Raw genomic sequence first — 19,234 nt, 5'->3', positions numbered from 1 at the left:
ACAACGGGTCCGGCCGCGCCGCCCCTCAGAAGCCCGCCAGGCGGCTCATCAGCTCGGCCAGGAACAGGCTCAGCGTCAGGTCGAAGGCGACCACGGCGATCGACATGGCGATGGTGGTCTGCAGGGCGATCCGGACGACCTGGTACTGGAAGCGGATCACCCCCATCACCACGACGAGGAACAGGATCGCCGCCAGCTCCTGGCCGATCAGCCCGGCCGCGTAGAGCACCGAGGGCAGGATCGAGACGGCCATGGCGAGCGGGCTCGTCCAGTTGCGCGCCACGATGAACGGGACGTAGCGGGCGGCGAGCCCCAGCGGCCGGGCGAGGACGGCGAGCACGATCGGCAGGGCCACCCAGTCGACGCCGAGGCCGGCGAACTTCCACAGGTAGAACCAGACGTAGGGAAACCCGTCCAGCGGGGCGCCGTCGACCTGCAGCAGGCGGACCTCGGCCAGCGCGGCGACGGCGTAGAGCGGGGCGAGCAGGAACACCGCGCCGAACGACCGGTAGAAGCCGTCGATGGAGAGGTCGAACGCCTGCATGCCCTCCTTGCGGTTGAGGAGCAGCGCCCACGCCCCCTGCAACGAACGCTGGATCTCCGCGGCACTGGGCATCACGCGTCCGCCGGCTCCCCGGCACCGTCCAGCGTGGCGGCGATGAAGGCGCGGTAGATCTCGGTGAGCGCCTCCAGGTCGGCGACCGGCACGCGCTCGTCGATCTGGTGCATGGTATCGCCGACCAGGCCGAACTCGATCACCGGGCAATAGGCCTGGATGTAGCGCGCATCCGAGGTGCCGCCGGCGGTGGAGAGCTCCGGCTCGCGCCCGGTGACGGCGCGCACGGCGTCGGTGAGGCGGCGGGCGAGGCCCTCGTCGCGGGTGAGGAAGGATTCCGACGCCTTTTCCCAGACGACGCCGGTGACGATCCCCTCCGGACAGGCCGCCTCGACGCGGCGCAGCAGCTCCTCCTTGAGGGTGGCCGAGGTCCAGCGGTCGGAGAAGCGGACGTTGAAGCGGATCTCGGCGGCGGCCGGGATGACGTTGAAGGCGGGGTTGCCGGTGTCGATGGCGACCACCTGCAGGCTGGTCGGCTGGAACGCCGCGCTGCCCGCGTCCAGCGGTGTGCCCTGCAGGGCGTCGGCGATGGCGGTCACCGCCGGCATCGGATTGAGGGCGCGGTGGGGGTAGGCCGCGTGGCCCTGGCGTCCCTCGACCCGGAGCGTGCCCGACAGCGAGCCGCGCCGGCCGATCTTGGCCATGTCGCCGAGCACGGCGACGTTGGTCGGCTCGCCCACCAGCGCCGCGTCGAAGCGCATGCCGCGCTCGGCGCACCAGGCGAGCAGCTTCTCGGTGCCGTTGATGGAAGGTCCCTCCTCGTCGCCGGTGAGCAGCAGCGTCACCGTTCCGGCGTCGGGCCAGCCCCGGGCCTTCAGACGCGCCAGCGCCGCCACGAAGGCGGCGACGCCGCCCTTCATGTCGACGGCGCCGCGCCCGTAGACGTAGCCGCCGTCGAGGTCGCCGGAAAACGGCGGCCGCGTCCACAGCGCGCCGGCGCCGGGCGGCACCACGTCGGTGTGGCCGGCGAGCATCAGATGCGGTCCGCCGGAGCCGATGGTGGCGACCAGGTTGTCGACGTCCGGGGTGCCCTCGGCGCTGAAGCGGACGCGGTGGGTGGCGAAGCCGATCGGCCGCAGCACGGCCTCCAGCAGCGTCAGCGCGCCGCCCTCGGCGGGGGTGACGCTGGGGCAGGCGATCAGCTCCTGCGCAAGCACGACCGGATCGACCGGGGCCGGCAGGTTCGTCGGAGAGGCGGCGTCATTCACGGCGGTCGCTCACGGCTTTCGGGTGTTCGGGGCGGGTCCGTAGGCGTTCGGTCCCCTGTCGCCCGGGAACAGGCCGATCACCAGGAAGAGGACCAGGTTCAGGACCGGGACGAAGAGAAGGAGGGCGATCCAGCCGGACAGGCCGCGGTCGTGCAGGCGCTTCACCGCCAGCGCCAGCTCGCTCCACAGCGCGACGATCAGGATCAGCGCGAAGCCCATGTCGACCATCACCGGCTCGTCGCCTTCGGGACGATAGGGCGTCAGCAGAACGCTGGCCAGCAGGGTGACGAAGACGAACCCGAGCCAGAACGGCTCGCGGGAGATCCGGCCGTCGAAGCCGAACGCCACCCACAGCACCGAGGGCACCTTGCGCGCCGGTCGTTGTGTCTGGGTCATCACCTTGCCTTCTGCGCCGGACGGGCGCGATCCAGTCGATGCCGGCGCCCGGGTCGATGGGCACCCCGGGAGCGTGTCCCGGCGGATCGCAAGACCCGCGCAGGAATGCTCGAGAGAGTGGAAGCGGAACCGCTTCCGATCGACCGGGGCCCGCCCGATCGGAGCAGGCTCCGGCGGAGCCCCTGCCTGAACGCCGCGAAAATGTCAGAACGGCAATGGCTTGGATAGATCCTTTCGGCCCCCGGGCCCGCCCCGGCGGGGCATCGCTAGAGACCGACCATGCGCGTCGGGTCGTCGGCGTCCTGCGGTACCGCCGGTTTCGGCCGCCGGCCGGGCCAGACAAGCCCGACAACGAGGAGCAGGACAAGCAGTCCCGCGGCGCCTGCGACAATCGGCAGCCGCTGCGCGGTCATCGCGCCGCACGGCCCGAGCGCCTCCAGCCGCAACGCCAGCAGGCCCGCGAGGACGCCGAGCGCGACCAGCGCCGCCAGCCATTCCGGCCAGCCCATGTCGGCCAGGCGCTTGGCGCCGAGCGCCATCAGCATCACCGCGCCGACCAGCCCCATCAACGCCAGCGCGGCGAAATAGATCCGCCCCATGAGCGCCTGGGCGTCGACCTCGCAGAAGGCCCCTTCCGGCACGCGGAACACCATCACCGAGAGGGCGGCGTAGACCGCGAGCGCGATGATCCCCACCAGGAAGCGGCCGCGGCCGATCCGGCCCGAACCCGACAGCAGAAGATATTCCAGATCCACCGTCTCGGTCCTCGCAGGATCCCGCCCGCTCTAGGCGCGCAGCAGATCGTTGATCGATGTCTTGGCGCGGGTGCGCTCGTCGACGCGCTTGACGATGACCGCGCAGGCCAGCGACGGACCCGGCTGGCCGTCGGCGAGCGGCCGGCCGGGCAGCGCGCCGGGCACCACCACCGAATAGGGCGGCACGTGGCCGACGAAGGTCTCGCCGGTCTCCCGGTCGACCACCTTGGTCGAGGCGCCGATGAAGACGCCCATGGACAGCACGGCGCCCTCGCCGACGAAGGCGCCCTCGGCGACCTCCGAGCGGGCGCCGACGAAGCAGTTGTCCTCGATGATCACCGGCCCGGCCTGCAGCGGCTCGAGCACGCCGCCGATGCCGACGCCGCCGGAGATGTGGCAGTTCTCGCCGATCTGGGCGCAGCTGCCGACGGTGGCCCAGGTGTCGATCATCGTGCCGGCGCCGACGAAGGCGCCGAGGTTGACGAACGACGGCATCAGCACGACGCCGGGGGCGATGTGGGCGGAGCGGCGGACGATGCAGCCCGGCACGGCGCGGAAGCCGGCCTGCTCGAAGTCGATGGCGCCCCAGCCCTGGAACTTGGACGGCACCTTGTCCCACCACGTGCCGCCGCCCGGCCCGCCGGGAATCGCCCCCATCGGGTTGAGGCGGAAGGACAGCAGCACCGCCTTCTTCAGCCACTGATTGACGACCCAGGCATCGCCGCGCTTCTCGGCGACGCGCGCCTCGCCCCGGTCGAGCAGCCCCAGCGCCGCCTCCACCGCCTCGCGCACGGAACCGCCCGTGTCGGTGCCGATGGTGGCCCGGTTCTCGAAGGCCTCATCGATGATCGAGGCGAGGGTTTCGGGCGTGGCGGCAAGCGTCATCGAGATCTCCAATCGGTCGGGGTCCGGTGGCTGCGAAGGGCGCGCGGGCGCGGTCCCCGCAGCTCGGTCGGACAGTCGCGGCGGACGATAGCCACCGGGGCGGGCGAGTCAACGGTCGTGCGGGGGCCGGGCCATTGCTGGTCCGGGTCGGACCGACCGGCCCGCACGGACCGGCCCAGCCGGGTGCTCCCGAGGCGTTTCCGGCCGATCAGCCGGCGCCGCCCGCAGCCGCCGGCAGCAGGCGCTCCAGGAAGCCGCTGAGGTCGTCCGTGACGAAATCGATGTGCGGCGCCGTCTGGCCCTCGAGCTCCCAGTCTTCGCGGAAGACCTCGCGCGTGCCCTCCGGCACCACCAGCACCGTGCGCATGCCGAGGCGGCTGGGGACCGTCAGGTTGCGCGACAGGTCCTCGAACATCGCCGCGGCCGCCGGCTCCAGGCCGTGCATCTTGAGGAAGCGCGCGTAGGTCGCCTCTTCCGGCTTGGGCACCAGATCGGCGGCGACGATGTCGAAGATGTCCTCGAAATGGTCGGTGATGCCGAGCCGGGCGGCCACCTTCTCGGCGTGGCGGCGCGAACCGTTGGTCATGATGAAGCGGCGGCCGGGCAGCGCGGCGATCGCCTCGCCGAGGCGCGCGTCGGCCTGCAGCGGCGAATGGTCGATGTCGTGGACGTATTCCAGGAAGGCGTCCGGCGAGATGGCGTGCTCGATCATCAGCCCGCGCAGCGTCGTCCCGTAGCGCTGGTAGTAGTCCTTCTGCAGGTCGTGGGCGGCCTGTGCCTCCAGACCCAAGAGTGTCTGCACGTACTCGCGGATGCGGTCGTTGACCTGGGAAAACAGGCTCGAATGCGCCGGATAGAGCGTGTTGTCGAGATCGAACACCCAGGTGTCGACGTGATGGAACGCGTCCGCCAGCGGCACGGCCGGGCGGCCTTCCGAGCCGGGTTCACCTTCGATACGCACGATTGACCGTCCTATTGGCTCGTTGGCTGTGCCGGGCCCGGGCCTCTTCCGATCGATCGCGGGACTCCGCCCGACCGGAAGGGGCTCCGGCCTACGGCGTCATCAGGGTGCCGGCGCCGCGTTCGGTGAACAGCTCGAGCAGCACCGCGTGCGGGAGCTTGCCGTTGAGGATCACCACGCCCTTCACACCGCGCTCGAGCGCCTCGATGCAGGTCTCGACCTTGGGGATCATGCCGCCGCTGATCGTCCCCTCGATGATCATCCGGCGCGCATCGGCGACCGTCAGCTCCTTGATGAGCCTGCCATTGTGATCGAGGACGCCGGCGACGTCGGTGAGGAACAGCAGCCGGGAGGCGTTGAGCGCGCCGGCGATGGCGCCGGCAAACGTGTCGGCGTTGATGTTGTAGGTCTCGCCGTCGTCGCCCGGGGCGACCGGCGCGATGACCGGAATGATCTCGCTCTGGGCGAGCATGTCGAGCACCTCGCGGTGAACCTCCTTGGGTTCGCCCACGAAGCCGAGGTCGACGATCTTCTCGATGTTGGAGTCCGGATCGATGACGGTCCGCGTCAGGCGCTGGGCGGTAACCATGCGGCCGTCCTTGCCGCACAGCCCGACGGCGCGGCCGCCGGCGGAGTTGATGGCCCGCACGATTTCCTTGTTGATGGACCCGGCCAGGACCATCTCGACGATCTCGACGGTGGCCCTGTCGGTGACCCGGAGCCCGCCGCGGAATTCCGAGCGGATGCCGAGCCGTTCGAGCATCGCGCCGATCTGCGGCCCGCCTCCGTGCACCACCACCGGGTTGATGCCGGCCAGCTTCATCAGCGTGATGTCTTCGGCGAACGCCCGGGCGAGCGCCGGATCGCCCATGGCGTGGCCGCCGTACTTCACGACGATCGTCCGCTCGTCGTAGCGCAGCATGAAGGGAAGCGCTTCGGCGATGATCCGCGCCCGCGACAGGTCGGCTTCCTCGATCTCCGCGTCAGACATCGTCATGGCCGCATTCCCTGATCTGTTGTCCGGTTGGCCTCTATAGCCTCCGCCGGGGACCGGCTCAATCGCCGGTGTGGCGAGCGCCGCCTATTCGCGGGCGAGCGTGGCCATCTCGGCGCGCAGTTCCTCCATCCCGTCCTTGGTGACCGAGGAGGTGGCGATGATGGACGGATGCGCCGCCGGCCGCTTGCGGATCTTCTCCGCCGTCTCGGCGAGCAACGTCTGCAGCGCGCCGGGCGCGATCTTGTCGGCCTTGGTGAGGACGATGAGGTAGGAGACCGCGGCCTTGTCGAGGGAGGTCATGACCTCCTCGTCGATCGCCTTCAGGCCGTGACGGGCGTCGATGAGCAGATAGACCCGGCGCAGGCTCTGACGGCCGCGCAGGAACGAGAACACCAGCTCGGTCCACGCCTCGACGGTCTTCTTCGGCGCCGAGGCGTAGCCGTATCCCGGCATGTCGACGATGGTGATCGGCGCGTCTTCGGCGAAGAAGAAGTTCAGCTCCTGGGTGCGGCCCGGGGTGTTCGACGTCCGGGCCAGCCCCTTCTGGGCGAGCAGCGCGTTGATCAGGCTGGACTTGCCGACGTTGGAGCGGCCGGCGAACGCCACCTCGACGGTGCCGGTCTGCGGCAGGTCGTCCATGGACCGCGCGCCCCGGAGAAACTCCCAGGGACGCGCGAAGAGATGGTCTGACGGTCCGGTCACGATCTGCGCTTTCCGCCTGGCGCCGGCTGCCCCGTGGTCACGAGGAGCCGGCGTCCTTTTCCGGTTTCTTGCGCTTCACGACGCCGCTGACGTTGTCCCAGAGTTCGATCTTCACCCCCTGGCGGCGCATGATCAGCGACTGCTGCAGCACCGACAGCGAGTTGTTCCACGCCCAGTAGATCACCAGGCCGGCCGGGAAGCTGGCGAGCATGAAGGTGAAGATCACCGGCATCCAGTTGAAGATCATCGCCTGGGTGGGATCCGGCGGGGTCGGGTTCATCTTCATCTGCAGCCACATGGTGACACCCATGATCAGCGGCCAGACGCCGATCATCAGCAGATGCGGCGGATCCCAGGGGATCAGCCCGAACAGGTTGAAGATCGTCGTCGGATCGGGCGCCGACAGATCCTGGATCCAGCCGAAGAACGGCGCGTGCCGCATCTCGATGGTCACCAGAATGACCTTGTAGAGGGCGAAGAACACCGGAATCTGGATGACGATGGGAATACAGCCGGAGACCGGATTGATCTTCTCCTTCTTGTATATCTCCATCATCGCCTGCTGCTGCTTGACGCGATCGTCCTTGTAGCGCTCGCGCAGCTTGACCATTTCCGGCTGCAGCTTCTTCATCTTGCTCATCGACACGTACGCCTTGTTGGCGAGCGGGAAGAAGATCGCCTTGACGAGCACGGTCACGATGAGGATGGCAACGCCGAAGTTGCCGACCAGCTTGAAGAAGAAGTCGATGGCGAAAAACATCGGCTTGGTCAGGAAGTAGAACCAGCCCCAGTCGATCAGCAGGTCGAACTTCTCGATGCCGAGGGCCGACTTGTAGCCGTTGATGACGTTGACTTCCTTGGCGCCGGCAAACAGCAGGTTGCGCGCCTCGCCGGTCTGGCCCGGCTGGACCACCACGGCGTCCTCCAGGAAGTCGGTCTGGTAGATGGGCTTGCCGCCGCGCTCGGTGGCCGACAGCCGCGCCTGGAACGACGATCCCGGGCTCGGGATCAGCGTCGAGGCCCAGTACTTGTCGGTGAAGCCGAGCCAGCCGTTGTCGGTGCGCTCGGGCGAGATCGGGCCATCCTCGACCAGGTCCTTGTACTTGTACTCTTCCAGGCCCTCGGTGCCGAACACGCCGATCGGGCCCTCGTGCAGCACGAAGAAGCCGGAGACCGGCGGCGTGCCGTGGCGCGAGATCAGCCCGTACGGATAGAGCGTGATCGCGTCCTTGGTCTCGTTGCGGACGCCCTGGGTGACCGTGAACATGTAGTTCTCGTCGACCGCGAAGGTGCGGGTGAAGACGACGCCCGCGTCGTTGGTCCAGGTCAGCGTGACCGGGGTGTCCTGGGTCAGTTCGCCGGCGCCGTCGACGGTCCAGACGGTGTCCGCACTCGGCACCTGGACCTTCTCCGCGCCCTGGTCGCCGCCGCCGACCCAGCCGAACTCGGCATAATAGGGGTCGGGCGCGCCGGAGGGCGAGAACAGGATGATGGTCGGGCTCTTCGGGTCGACGGTCTCGCGGTAGTCCTTCAGCCGCAGGTCGTCGAGGCGACCGCCGGCGAGGTTGATCGAGCCGGAGACGCGCCCGGTGTTGATCGGAACGCGGGGGGTGGAGGCGAGCGCCGAGGGACGGTCGGCGGCGGCGGCGGCGCCCGGCTGGCCCGGCGCGGCGTTCGGCGCGGTTCCGGCCGTGCCGCCGGCGGTGCCGGGAGCACCCGAGGGCTGCGGCACCGAGGTGCCGGTGGCCGAGCCGCCCGGCGCCATCGCCGCGTTGTCGGCCTGCTGCTGGGCGACAGACTGCTGCTCGGCCTGCTGACGCGGCTCGATGAAGAAGTACTGCCAGCCGATCAGAACGGCGAGCGACAGCGCGATCGCAATGATGAAGTTCTTGTTGTCCATGACCGCACCGGTTCAGGAGTCTCGGGCGCGCCGGCTTCGGGGCCGACGGTCGACGGCGTTGTGAACCCGCTCGAACGCGACTTCAAGGTCGGATAGGAGCTCCGGGTAGGGTCGCGTGAGCGCGGACCGCCGTCCGACGAGCACGTAGCAGCACCCGGGGCGCGCCCCCGCAAGGCGCTCGGAGACCGCCGCCTTCAGCCGTCTTCTGATGCGATTGCGCTCGACGGAGTTGCCCGTGCGCTTGGTCACGGTGAAGCCGAACCGCGGCGGATTGTCTCCCGCCGCCTCGCACAGCGCCTGCAGCACGAAACCGGACCGTTCGGTGCGCTGACCGCGCCCCACGGCCTTGAATTCGGCACGTTTCTTAAGTCGCTGCATCACGGATCCGGATCAGGGCGCCGGGCGCCCCTCGGGTCGGTCGACTACGCGGACAGCTTCTTCCGGCCGCGGGCCCGCCGGCGCGCGATGACCAGGCGGCCGCCCTTGGTGGCCATGCGGGCGCGGAAACCATGGCGCCGCTTACGGACGAGATTGCTCGGCTGATAGGTACGTTTCATCGGACAAAAAACCTGCTCTCAGGGGCCCGCGGCTGGCGCGTCGACGCCCATCGGATAGACTGCAAAAACGGATCAACACCCGCCCGCCTGGGTAAACGGCGCCCATAGTCCCGAGCGTTCGGCGAGGAGATGAGCCACGGCTTATAAAAACACGGCCGGGTCAAGTCAACGTGGCGCCGCCGCCAGACTGCGCATTGATTGCGGCATCGTCCGCCGCCAGGGCGGGCGCCGCAAGCCGAGGGATGCAGCTTCGCACGTCGACGGGCCGCTGCGCCACCCAATTCGCAGCGCGGCGCCGGCGCGCCGCGCCCGCCGCCCGGGCGCCGGCGCGCACGCACTTCTCCGCTTCTGTCAACTTCGAGTGAGAGACCGGAGAAGGCGGGTGCGTCGGCCGCAGATCGCAGGCATCTGTAGAACGTCGGAGGCGGTGTTGCGTTGTCCGCGGCGTGTGCGAGCACGGACCAGTGATGTCGGATCTTCGGGCAATGGACGGCGCCCCCATGGCGATTGAAGACAAACGAGCCGAAGCGGCGGCGCCGCCGGCCGAGCGCCGCGGGCCCTCGCCGCTCGCCTGGCTGCCGCTCGCCGCGCTCTTCGCGCTGATGATCGTGGCGTGGCTGTCGGGCTGGTTCGACGCCTTCACGCTCTCCAACCTGATCCAGCGCCGCGGCGAGCTCTCCGCCTTCGTCGCCGACGACCTGGTGCTGGCGCTGTTGCTCTATGCCGGCCTCTACGTCGTGCTGGTGGCGCTCTCCTTCCCCGGGGCGAGCCTGCTCACCATCGCCGGCGGCTTCCTGTTCGGCGTCGCCCTCGCCGGCACGGTCACGACGCTGGCCGCCACGATCGGCGCCACCATCGTCTTCCTGGCGGCGCGGTCCTCGCTCGGGTCCGCGCTCCGGGCCCGGGCCGGGCCGTTCGTCGAGCGCCTGTCCAAGGGCTTTCGCGACGACGCGTGGAATTACCTGCTGTTCCTGCGGCTGGTGCCGGTGTTCCCGTTCTGGCTGGTCAACCTCGCCCCGGCGCTGTTCCAGGTGCCGCTCGGCGCCTATGTGGGCGCGACGTTTCTCGGCATCCTGCCCGGCACGTTCGCCTATGCCTTCCTGGGCGCCGGCCTCGACAGCCTGATCGCCGCCCAGGAAGCCGCCCACCCCGGCTGCGTCGCCGCCGGCACCTGCACCATCGATCCGCGCGCGCTGCTGACGCCGACGTTCCTGGGGGCGCTCGCAGCCCTCGGCCTGGTGGCGCTGGTGCCGCCGCTGCTGCGCCACTGGCGCGCCAGACGGGACCGCGGCCGGTGAGCGCGCAGGTGCTGACGCCCGACATCTGCGTGATCGGCGCCGGCTCGGCCGGCCTGACGGTGGCCGCCGCCGCCGCCCAGTTCGGCGCCCCGGTGGTGCTGGTGGAGAAGGGCCGCATGGGCGGCGACTGCCTCAACACCGGCTGCGTGCCCTCCAAGGCGCTGATCGCCGCCGCAGCCGTCCGCCACGCCGGCCGCCGCGGCCCCGCCTTCGGCATCGCCGCGACCGCCCCCGAGGTCGACTTCGCCGGCGTGCACCGGCACATCCACGAGGTGATCGGGACCATCGCCCCGCACGATTCCGTCGAGCGCTTCGAGGGCCTGGGCGTCACCGTCCTCCAGTCGAGCGCCCGCTTCGTCGACGCCCGCACGCTGGTCGCCGGCGACACCACCATCCGCGCCCGCCGCGTCGTGCTGGCGACGGGATCCACGCCCGCCATCCCGCCGATCGAAGGGCTCGACGGCGTTCCGTTCCTCACCAACGAGACGGTGTTCGAGCTGACCGCCCTTCCCCGCCACCTGATCGTCATCGGCGGCGGGCCGATCGGCGTCGAGCTGGCCCAGGCCTACCGCCGCCTCGGCGCCGCGGTGACGCTGGTGGAACGCGGCACCATCCTGCCCCACGACGATCCGGAGCTGGTGGCCGTGGTCCGCGACGCCCTCGTCGCCGACGGCGTCGTCCTGCACGAGAACGCCACCACCGAACGGGTTTCAAGCGAAGACGGCAGCCCGGTCCTGGACATCACCGGCCCGCACGGCCGCGGCCGCATCGCCGGCAGCCACCTCCTCGTCGCCACCGGCCGCACGCCGACGGTCGACGGGCTCGACCTCGACAAGGCCGGCATCGCCTTCACCGCGAAAGGCATCACCGTCGACCGCGGCCTGCGCACCACCAACCGGCGCGTCTATGCCATCGGCGACTGCGCCGGCGGGCTGCAGTTCACCCACGTGGCCGGCTACCACGGCAGCCTCGCGGTGCGGTCGATCGTCTTCCGGCTGCCGGTGAAGGAGGACCGCTCCCGCATTCCCAAGGTGACCTACTCCGATCCCGAAATCGGCCAGATCGGCCTCGGCGAGGCCGAGGCGCGGGCGCGCTACGGCGACGCCGTGAAGGTGCTGACCGCGCCGTTTTCGGGCAACGACCGCGCCCGGGCCGAGCGCCGCACCGAGGGGCGCATCAAGATCGTCACGGGACGGCGGGGGAAGATCCTCGGCGTCGGCATCGTCGGCGCCGGCGCGGGGGAGCTCGTCGGCACCTGGGCGCTGGCGATGGCGGCGAAGGTGTCCCTCGGCACGCTCGCCAGCTACGTGCCGCCGTATCCGACGTTCGGAGAGATCAACAAGGCGGCCGCGGTGTCCTATTATGCCGGGAGTTTGACCAATCCCTGGCTGCGGCGCATCCTCGGATGGTTGCGTCGTTTGGGATGACACCTGCCATGCGGGCCCGGCTGCCTGCCCACGTTCCTGCCGCCGTTGCGTCCTTCGCCCGATCGCCCGGGCGGAGGGCCGTCGACGGCGGGTGCCCGCCCGCCTGCTGCACCCGGGGCCGCTGATGCCCGACGGCCGCGACACCACGATCCCCCCGGCCGGCCAGCCCGACGGCGATGCCGGCGCCGGCGACGCACGCCCCGAACCGCCGCGGCCGTGGCGCGCCGGCCTCAGCGGCAAGCTGCTGTTTCTCACCATCGTCTTCGTGATGATCAGCGAAATCCTCATCTACGTGCCGTCGATCGCCAACTTCCGGCTCACGTGGCTGCGCGACGCCCATGCGACGGCGAGCGTCGCGGCGGTGGTGCTGGCGGAGGGTACCGAAGTGCCGAAGGCGCTGCAGGCCCGGCTGCTGAGCTCCACCGACACCATCGCCATCGCGCTCATCGCCGGGGACCGCCGCCGGCTTCTGGCCGTCGACATGCCGCCGGAGACCGTCGACGTCCACGTCGACCTGTCCGAGATGAACGCCATGCGGGCGATCATGGAGGCGTTCGCGGTGCTCCTGGAACGCCAGCCGCAGACCATCCGCGTGACCGGCGAGGCGCCGGGCAGCGACGAGCGGGTGGAGATCGTCATCAGCGACACCCGCCTGCGCGCCGCCATGCTCGCCTACTCGCGCAACATCATGCTTCTGTCGCTGGTCATCTCCATCATCTCGGCGGTGCTCGTCTACATGAGCCTGCGCTGGCTGCTGGTCCGCCCGATGCAGCGGCTGTCGCTGGCCATCGGCTACTTCGCCGAGAACCCGGAGGATGCGAGCCGCATCATCGTGCCCTCGGACCGGGCCGACGAGATCGGCGACGCCGAGCGCCAGCTCGCCACCATGCAGCACCAGCTGTCGGAGACGATCCACCAGAAGCGGCGGCTGGCCGATCTCGGCCTGGCGGTCTCCAAGATCAACCACGACCTGCGCAATCTGCTCGCCTCGGCGCAGCTGTTCTCCGACCGGCTGGCGACCAGCCCGGACCCGACGGTGCAGCGGATCGTGCCGAAGATCATCGGTGCCCTCGACCGGGCCGTCGACTACACCCGGTCGGTGATGTCCTACGGCCGCGCCCGGGAGGCGCCGCCGGCGCGCCGTCTCCTGCATCTGAGGCACCTCGCCGACGACGTCGGCGAGGTTCTCGGCCTCGCCCAGCATCGCGAGATCGTCTTCGACAACCTGGTGGAGCCGTCGCTGGAGATCGACGCCGACCCGGACCAGCTGTTCCGGGTGCTCGTCAACCTGGCGCGCAACGCCGTCCAGGTGATGGAGAGCGATGCCAAGGGGCCGCTGGTCAAGCGGCTGGAAATCTCGGCCTACCGGGAGGGATCGGTCGTGACGATCCGCGTGGCGGACACCGGCCCGGGCATTCCCGCGCGGGTGCGCGAGCACCTGTTCCAGCCGTTCCAGGCCTCGACGCGCAAGGGCGGCACCGGGCTGGGGCTGGCGATCGCGGCGGAACTCGTGCGCGCTCACGGCGGCACCATCCGCCTTGCGGAGGCCTCGCCCGGGACCGTCTTCGAGATCACGCTGCCCGACCGGCCGGTCGACCTGGCGGCGATCCGGCGGGCCGCCGGGCGGTAGATCGTCTTGACGGGCAAGGTCTCGTCGGCGCAGAAGCTGCGAAACCTGCACCAATTGCGGTTGAAACTGGCCGGGTATCCCCGTATATAGGCGCCCTGCCCGCACCCCTGGAGGCGGGAGACCGGAGACAGGCCGCTGTTTTGGCGGCCTTGTTTCGTTTCATGCCATGAAGGAGATACCGATGGCTCAAGAGTACGTGCTCGAAGCCACGGTGCGCGATCGGGTGGGCAAGGGGGCCGCTCGTGCGCTGCGCCGCGAAAATCTGATTCCTGCCGTTATCTACGGCGACAAGCAGCAGCCGCTGCCGATCGCCCTCCCCTACAAGGAAGTGTTCCGGAAGCTCCACGACGGCGGCTTCCTGACGCACGTCTTCACGATCAAGGTCGGCGGCAAGTCGATCCGGGTCCTGCCGCGCGACTACCAGCTGGAGCCGGTGCGCGACTTCCTCGTCCACGTCGACTTCCTGCGCGTTGGCCGCAACAGCCGCGTCGCGGTCGAAGTGCCGGTGCACTTCATCAACGAAGAGGCCTCCCCTGGCCTGAAGCGCGGCGGCGTGCTGAACATCGTCCGCCACACGGTCGAGCTCGAGTGCCCGGCCGACGAGATCCCGGAATCGATCACCTTCGATCTCAAGGGACTGGTCATCGGCGACTCGATCCACATTTCGGCGGTCAAGCTGCCGAAGGACGTGACCCCGACGATCACCGATCGCGATTTCACCGTCGCGACGATCGCCTCCCCGGCCGTGCTGACGGCAGCGGAGGAGGCCGGAGAGGTCGAGGAGACCGAAGCCGAGGTGGAAGACACCGACGCCGAGGAGACCGAAGCCGAGGACGAGGGTTCGGAAGGCGACGAGGACGACAGCAAGAGCTGATCGGTCCCGTCCGGCGGGCTGTCACCGCCGTTCCGCTGCCCGGCCCCGCGCCGACCCCACGCAATCGACCGCGCCGAAGCCCACCGTTCGGCGCGGTTCTGCATCCGACGCCCTGAACTCCCGCGGCCTCGTTGCGCCGCAGCGCCGTATCAGGCGGCCCTCGATGGAGGCGACACCCGATGCTGCTTCTGGTCGGTCTCGGCAATCCCGGCCCCCGCTATGCCGGCAACCGCCACAACGTCGGCTTCATGGCCGTCGACCGCATCCACGACCGGCATCGTTTCGCGCCCTGGCGCCTGCGCGGCAACGCCGAGACCGCCGATGCGACGTTCGCCGACGACAAGGCGCAGCTGCTGAAGCCCCAGACCTACATGAACGAATCCGGCCAGGCGGTGGGCGAGGCGATGCGCTTCTACAAGCTCACGCCCGCCGACGTGCTGGTCATCTACGACGATCTCGACCTGCCGCCGGGCAAGTTCCGGATGAAGACGGGCGGCGGTCACGGCGGCCACAACGGCCTGCGCTCGATCAACGCCCACATCGGCGAAAGCTACCGCCGGCTGCGCATCGGCATCAGCCATCCGGGCCACCGCGACCGCGTCGCCCCCTACGTGCTGCACGACTTCGCCAAGGCGGACGACGCCTGGCTGGAGCCGCTGCTCGACGCGATCGCCGACAACGTGCCGCTGCTGGTCGCCGGCAAGGATTCGAGCTTCGCCAACAAGGTGCACCTGGCAACCGCCGGCGAGCCCGAGACGAAGCCCGGCAAGAAGGCCGTGGGCAAGAAGCCGGCCAGGCCCGCCGCCGATGCCGCGCCCGACGCCGCCCCTGCCCCGGCGCGCGACGCGCCGGCCCCGAGCCCCGACGGCGGCAAGCCGCAGGGTCCGTTCGCCGCCCTCGGCAAGCTGATCAAGCGCTCCTAGAGCGTTTTCCGGTCAGGCGGGACCACCTGGTCGACACGCCATGGCTGCTGAACCAGCCCCCTGAGCAAGCCCTCTTCGGTCGGATCGCGCGCGATCTGGACGGAAAGAAGCCTCCAACCGCCGCCGCCTACGACCGGCCGGTCCCGCCCACAAGAAAAGGGCCGCGCTTGCGCACGGCCCTCGTCTTGCTCGTTGCGGGCGCCCGAAGGCGTCCGCACGATCGGCTTTACTGGGTGGCGGTACCGGTGCCGGTACCCGTGGTGCCCATGCCGGTGCCGGTCCCGGTTGCGGCCGGCGCAGCGGCATCGCTTTCGTCACGCACGTCTTCCTGGGTCTTGAACTCCGGAAGCGCCTCGATCTCTTCCTTGGTCATGGAGAGCATCGCGACATGATCGTCCGGATCGTCCGGATCCGTGCTGAGCTGGATCTGGTCCCAGGGCAGCATGACCTGCTTGTCGCCGAGGCCCAGGAAACCGCCGAACGAGACGACCACGTGGCTGATCTGGCCACCCTCGTCGATGACGAAGTCGTCGATGTTGGCGAGGTCTTCGCCGTCACCATTCTGCACGGGCTCGCCGGTCAGCTCGCTGGCCATGTAGGTGCCTTCGGGCTGGGCGACCTCCATCTCATCGCCGTCGCCGGTGACCGCCGGTGCATTGGCGGAGTCGGCGGGCGCCGTGGAGTCCATCTTCTCCGCCGGGGCATCGGCCGGGGCGGCGGAATCCATCGACGTACCGGCCGACGGCTCCGTCGAGTCGGACGGCATCGTGCCGCCGGAACCCGAGGTTCCGTCACTCGGCGCCGGAGTCGCCTGGGTTTCGGACTGCGTCGGCTGAGACGTATCAGAATTCGACTGGGCAAACGTCGGCGAAACCATGCCAGCCGAAATCAAAGCGGCCGCAGAAACTGCGGTGAGCAAGCTCTTACGCATATTGTCCTCCTGTTTATTACTCAGTTCAATCGATTTCGTACTGGATAACACCGGAGACGCCGTCAGGTTCCCCACGAAAGACTGGGCCACCGTAAATTCTTGGAATGGTCCGCTTTTGGGCACATTTGGGCGTGGAAAGTCGCACTCGGTGCGCCGTGCGAATGCCGGCCGGGGTGGCTCGGCCGAAGTCTATCGGCCGGGGATGCGGTTTCAGGCCCGGCGCCGCGGGCGGGGCCCCGGCGCCTGGGCCGGATTTCGGATTGTGGTTCCCGGCGAAAGTGTCCTATCACCCGGCCTTGCTCATCCGGGCGCAGACGGCCCGGCCGTCACGCCCCACGACCCCGAGGACTGCAATGGGTTTCAAATGCGGCATCGTCGGCCTGCCGAACGTCGGCAAATCGACGCTCTTCAACGCGCTCACGCGCACGGCCGCCGCCCAGGCGGCGAACTACCCGTTCTGCACCATCGAGCCGAACACCGGCGACGTGGCCGTGCCCGACCCGCGGCTGCAGAAGATTCGTGACGCCGCGCGGTCCGCGCAGATCGTGCCCACCCGGCTGACTTTCGTCGATATCGCCGGGCTGGTGCGCGGCGCCTCCAAGGGCGAGGGCCTGGGCAACCAGTTCCTGGCGAACATCCGCGAAGTCGACGCCATCGCCCACGTGCTGCGCTGCTTCGAGGACGACGACGTCACCCACGTCGAGGGCAAGATCGACCCGATCGCCGATGCCGACACCGTCGAGACCGAGCTGATGCTGGCCGACCTCGACAGCCTGGAGCGGCGCGTCACGCCGCTCCGCAAGAAGGCGACCGGCGGCGACCGGGATGCCAAGCACATCGTGCCGATCATGGACGCCGCGCTGGAGCTTTTGCGCGAAGGCCGGCCGGTGCGGGTGCTGGTGGCGCAGAGCCCGGAGATGGCCGCCGACATCGACGGCCTCAACCTGCTCACCGCCAAGCCGGTGCTCTACGTCTGCAACGTCGACGAGGCGTCGGCGGCCACCGGCAACGCCCAGTCCGAGCGCGTCGCCGCCAAGGCCGCCGCGGAAGGCGCCGCCAGCGTCGTCATCTCGGCAGCCATCGAGGCCGAGATCGCCCAGCTCACCGACGACGAGGAGATCGAGTACCTGGAGACGCTCGGGCTGGAGGAGCCCGGCCTCGACCGGCTGATCCGCACCGGCTACGGCCTGCTCGGCCTGATCACCTACTTCACCGCCGGCCCCAAGGAGACCCGCGCCTGGACGATCCCGGCGGGCACCAAGGCGCCGCAGGCGGCGGGCGTCATCCACTCCGACTTCGAGCGCGGCTTCATCCGCGCCCAGACCATCGCCTACGACGACTTCATCGCCCACGGCGGCGAGCAGGGCGCCAAGGAAGCGGGCCGGGCCCGCGACGAAGGGAAGGAATATGTCGTTGCCGACGGTGACGTCATCCTCTTCAAGTTCGCGACCTGAAGAATTCCCATTGCAACCTCACTCCTCTATGAAAAATTATTATAACTTTCAGATAATTAGGAGGGCGCACACCCAGCAGCCAGGGCGCTTTCGCAAAATAGGGACACAATAGGGACAGCTTCGACGGCTGGAACCAAACCATTCCAATAACGGATCGGACTACAATCGGCTCTGGACACCCTGCATCGGCATAATGCGGCTTCGCGTAAGATGTGCAGCCGCTAGAGATCGCGTCGGAAAAGCGCCCATGCCGGCCGTACCCTAAGACCTCAGAGCCGCTCGAAAGCGGACATCCGACAACCGCAACACGCCGACCGCCGTATGTTAAATGGCTGAGACGCAGCAAACGAGTCAGTCGGATTTTGAGTTCGGATCTCGTTGTTAAATCCCGACGGTGCTGCCTACCCGCCGCGCCGATGAGTAACTCCAATCCCGAACTTCGCCAACTGCTCCAGGAACAGAGCGAGACCCCCTTCGTGCGCGACGCGACGATCGCCGGGGCAGACCTTCCCACCAGAGCATTTCCCGTTCAGATCGAAGCGATCTGAACGAGGAGGAATTGCTCAAGATATTGATTCTGGAGCCATTTCTTATCGGTCAGGTGATTCCACCTGACCAGAAAAGGCTCTAGCTGTGGAGTTTCGATAGGTTGTCCATTCGGGCCTGACCGAGGAGATTGGAGTTGCAACGCTTCAACCGCGCTCGGATAAAGGCCCGAATAAACATCCATCACAATGCCCGTCTGACGCCGTACGGTCGAGAGCGGATGGTGCAGGCAATGCTTAGTGGGCAAACGCCTGAGGCCGCCGCACGTGACGCAGGCGTTTGCCCGCGCACGGCGCGCAAATGGCTGGCGCGCTACCGGGCGGAAGGCCTTGCCGGCCTCAAGGACCGCTCGTCGCGGCCCAGGCGTTTGCGGGCGGCCACGGCACCTGAGGTGAAGGCCACAATCGTCCGCCTCCGGCGACAGCGCTTCACCGGCAAGCACATCGACCGGCATCATGGCCTCTCCCGCGCGACCGTCAGCCGAGTGCTACGGGCCCGTGCGGCTATCGAAGGCGGCGGATATCGAGCCGCGCCAGCCCGTGCAACGCTATGGGCATGCCCGCCCCGGCGATATGATCCATCTCGACATCAAGAAGCTCGGGCGCTTCGAGCGCCCCGGCCACCCGGTGGCTGGGGATCGCACCGGTCAGTCCACGCCGCGTAGTCGCGGAAAGCCGGGCTATGGCTGGGAGTACATCCACATTGCATCGACGATCATTCCCGGCTGAGCTTCACTGAGGTCCATCCGGACGAAAGAGCCGTCAGCGCAATGGCCCATCTGAAGGCGAGCGTCGCCTGGTACACCGGTCTCGGCGTCAAGGTCCGTCGCGTCATGACCGACAACGGCGCCTGCTACTCATCCAGGGCGTTCGACAAACCCTACGGGGGACTTTGGCCTCAGGCACAGCCACACCAAGCCTTGCACTCCGCGGACCAACGGCAAGGCCGAACGCTTCATCCAGACCGCTCTGCGCGAATGGGCCTACGGCAGGACCTATCGCACCTCAGACGAGCGCACCGAGGCTTTGCCGATCTGGACACATCTCTACAATTGACACCGACTGGTCTGCCCCCCTGAAGTTCTCTAATCGCATTGGTCAAGCTGGTTGATCGGGCTTTGCGCCCACGCCGGGTTCATGGTTCTCTCCGCGGTCGGTCTCGGTGGACCGCCGCA

Annotated in this window: 18 protein-coding genes and 1 pseudogene; 7 read left to right on the top strand and 12 right to left on the bottom strand. The window is 68.8% G+C overall.

Translation table 11 applies throughout. The features are described from left to right. Positions 1-25: 25 nt before the first annotated feature. The 11 genes from ACSSVZ_RS23225 to rpmH form a co-directional block, all read right to left on the bottom strand. Entirely contained in the window at positions 26-616 is a 591-nt protein-coding gene (locus ACSSVZ_RS23225) for a hypothetical protein (protein ID WP_453973188.1), read from the bottom strand. Continuing rightward, complete coding sequence (dapE, locus tag ACSSVZ_RS23220) at positions 616-1,824, bottom strand: succinyl-diaminopimelate desuccinylase (RefSeq protein WP_453973187.1); 1,209 nt, start codon at positions 1,822-1,824, stop codon at positions 616-618. The genes ACSSVZ_RS23225 and dapE overlap by 1 nt, the downstream gene beginning before the upstream one ends. A 9-nt stretch (positions 1,825-1,833) precedes the next feature. Then, positions 1,834-2,220, bottom strand: coding sequence for a DUF805 domain-containing protein (locus tag ACSSVZ_RS23215; protein WP_453973186.1), 387 nt, complete (start codon positions 2,218-2,220; stop codon positions 1,834-1,836). 266 nt (positions 2,221-2,486) lie between these two features. Next, a complete protein-coding gene (locus tag ACSSVZ_RS23210) occupies positions 2,487-2,975 on the bottom strand; it encodes a DUF805 domain-containing protein (RefSeq protein WP_453973185.1) in 489 nt (162 codons plus the stop codon). A gap of 30 nt (positions 2,976-3,005) precedes the next feature. Further along, the gene (gene dapD, locus ACSSVZ_RS23205; RefSeq protein WP_453973183.1) at positions 3,006-3,860 is read right to left on the bottom strand and encodes a 2,3,4,5-tetrahydropyridine-2,6-dicarboxylate N-succinyltransferase; all 855 of its coding nucleotides are present in this window, start codon (positions 3,858-3,860) and stop codon (positions 3,006-3,008) included. 208 nt (positions 3,861-4,068) lie between these two features. Further along, on the bottom strand, positions 4,069-4,821 hold the full coding sequence (locus ACSSVZ_RS23200; protein WP_453973182.1) for a pyrimidine 5'-nucleotidase: 753 nt from the start codon (positions 4,819-4,821) through the stop codon (positions 4,069-4,071). A 91-nt stretch (positions 4,822-4,912) separates the two neighbouring features. Next, entirely contained in the window at positions 4,913-5,812 is a 900-nt protein-coding gene (gene argB / locus ACSSVZ_RS23195; protein WP_453973246.1) for an acetylglutamate kinase, read from the bottom strand. A gap of 90 nt (positions 5,813-5,902) precedes the next feature. Beyond that, a complete protein-coding gene (yihA, locus tag ACSSVZ_RS23190; RefSeq protein WP_453973245.1) occupies positions 5,903-6,523 on the bottom strand; it encodes a ribosome biogenesis GTP-binding protein YihA/YsxC in 621 nt (206 codons plus the stop codon). 34 nt (positions 6,524-6,557) lie between these two features. Further along, positions 6,558-8,420 carry a membrane protein insertase YidC gene (gene yidC / locus ACSSVZ_RS23185; RefSeq protein ID WP_453973181.1) on the bottom strand — a complete coding sequence of 621 codons (1,863 nt, stop codon included), beginning with the start codon at positions 8,418-8,420 and terminating at the stop codon, positions 6,558-6,560. 12 nt (positions 8,421-8,432) lie between these two features. After that, positions 8,433-8,798, bottom strand: coding sequence for a ribonuclease P protein component (rnpA, locus tag ACSSVZ_RS23180; RefSeq protein WP_453973180.1), 366 nt, complete (start codon positions 8,796-8,798; stop codon positions 8,433-8,435). A 44-nt stretch (positions 8,799-8,842) separates the two neighbouring features. Beyond that, positions 8,843-8,977 carry a 50S ribosomal protein L34 gene (rpmH, locus tag ACSSVZ_RS23175; RefSeq protein ID WP_453973179.1) on the bottom strand — a complete coding sequence of 45 codons (135 nt, stop codon included), beginning with the start codon at positions 8,975-8,977 and terminating at the stop codon, positions 8,843-8,845. Positions 8,978-9,477: 500 nt separating this feature from the next. Between rpmH and ACSSVZ_RS23170 the strand changes: the two genes are divergently transcribed. From ACSSVZ_RS23170 to pth, 5 genes are all read left to right on the top strand, one after another. Beyond that, positions 9,478-10,275, top strand: a complete 798-nt coding sequence (locus ACSSVZ_RS23170) for a TVP38/TMEM64 family protein (RefSeq protein WP_453973178.1) — start codon at positions 9,478-9,480, stop codon at positions 10,273-10,275. Next, positions 10,272-11,702: a dihydrolipoyl dehydrogenase family protein gene (locus ACSSVZ_RS23165; RefSeq protein ID WP_453973177.1), complete on the top strand. Its 1,431-nt coding sequence runs from the start codon at positions 10,272-10,274 to the stop codon at positions 11,700-11,702. The genes ACSSVZ_RS23170 and ACSSVZ_RS23165 overlap by 4 nt, the downstream gene beginning before the upstream one ends. Before the next feature lie 91 nt (positions 11,703-11,793). Then, positions 11,794-13,332 carry a sensor histidine kinase gene (locus tag ACSSVZ_RS23160; RefSeq protein WP_453973176.1) on the top strand — a complete coding sequence of 513 codons (1,539 nt, stop codon included), beginning with the start codon at positions 11,794-11,796 and terminating at the stop codon, positions 13,330-13,332. Positions 13,333-13,513: 181 nt separating this feature from the next. Next, a complete protein-coding gene (locus tag ACSSVZ_RS23155) occupies positions 13,514-14,206 on the top strand; it encodes a 50S ribosomal protein L25/general stress protein Ctc (RefSeq protein WP_453973175.1) in 693 nt (230 codons plus the stop codon). A 179-nt stretch (positions 14,207-14,385) separates the two neighbouring features. After that, positions 14,386-15,129, top strand: coding sequence for an aminoacyl-tRNA hydrolase (gene pth / locus ACSSVZ_RS23150; RefSeq protein WP_453973174.1), 744 nt, complete (start codon positions 14,386-14,388; stop codon positions 15,127-15,129). 226 nt (positions 15,130-15,355) lie between these two features. On the opposite strand, the gene ACSSVZ_RS23145 is transcribed toward pth, so the two are convergent. Then, the gene (locus tag ACSSVZ_RS23145; RefSeq protein WP_453973173.1) at positions 15,356-16,150 is read right to left on the bottom strand and encodes a PRC-barrel domain-containing protein; all 795 of its coding nucleotides are present in this window, start codon (positions 16,148-16,150) and stop codon (positions 15,356-15,358) included. A 263-nt stretch (positions 16,151-16,413) separates the two neighbouring features. Here ACSSVZ_RS23145 and ychF point away from each other — a divergent pair, with 263 nt between their 5' ends. Together ychF and ACSSVZ_RS23135 are read left to right on the top strand one after the other, a co-directional pair. Continuing rightward, complete coding sequence (gene ychF, locus ACSSVZ_RS23140; RefSeq protein WP_453973172.1) at positions 16,414-17,514, top strand: redox-regulated ATPase YchF; 1,101 nt, start codon at positions 16,414-16,416, stop codon at positions 17,512-17,514. Positions 17,515-18,232: 718 nt separating this feature from the next. Beyond that, positions 18,233-19,112: pseudogene (locus ACSSVZ_RS23135) on the top strand (IS481 family transposase); the annotation flags it as partial. Positions 19,113-19,234 lie beyond the last annotated feature (122 nt).

It is taken from the genome of Amorphus sp. MBR-141 (assembly GCF_053628695.1).
The sequence above is the reverse complement of the archived record's forward strand: the minus strand, read 5'-3'. Positions and strand labels throughout refer to the sequence as shown.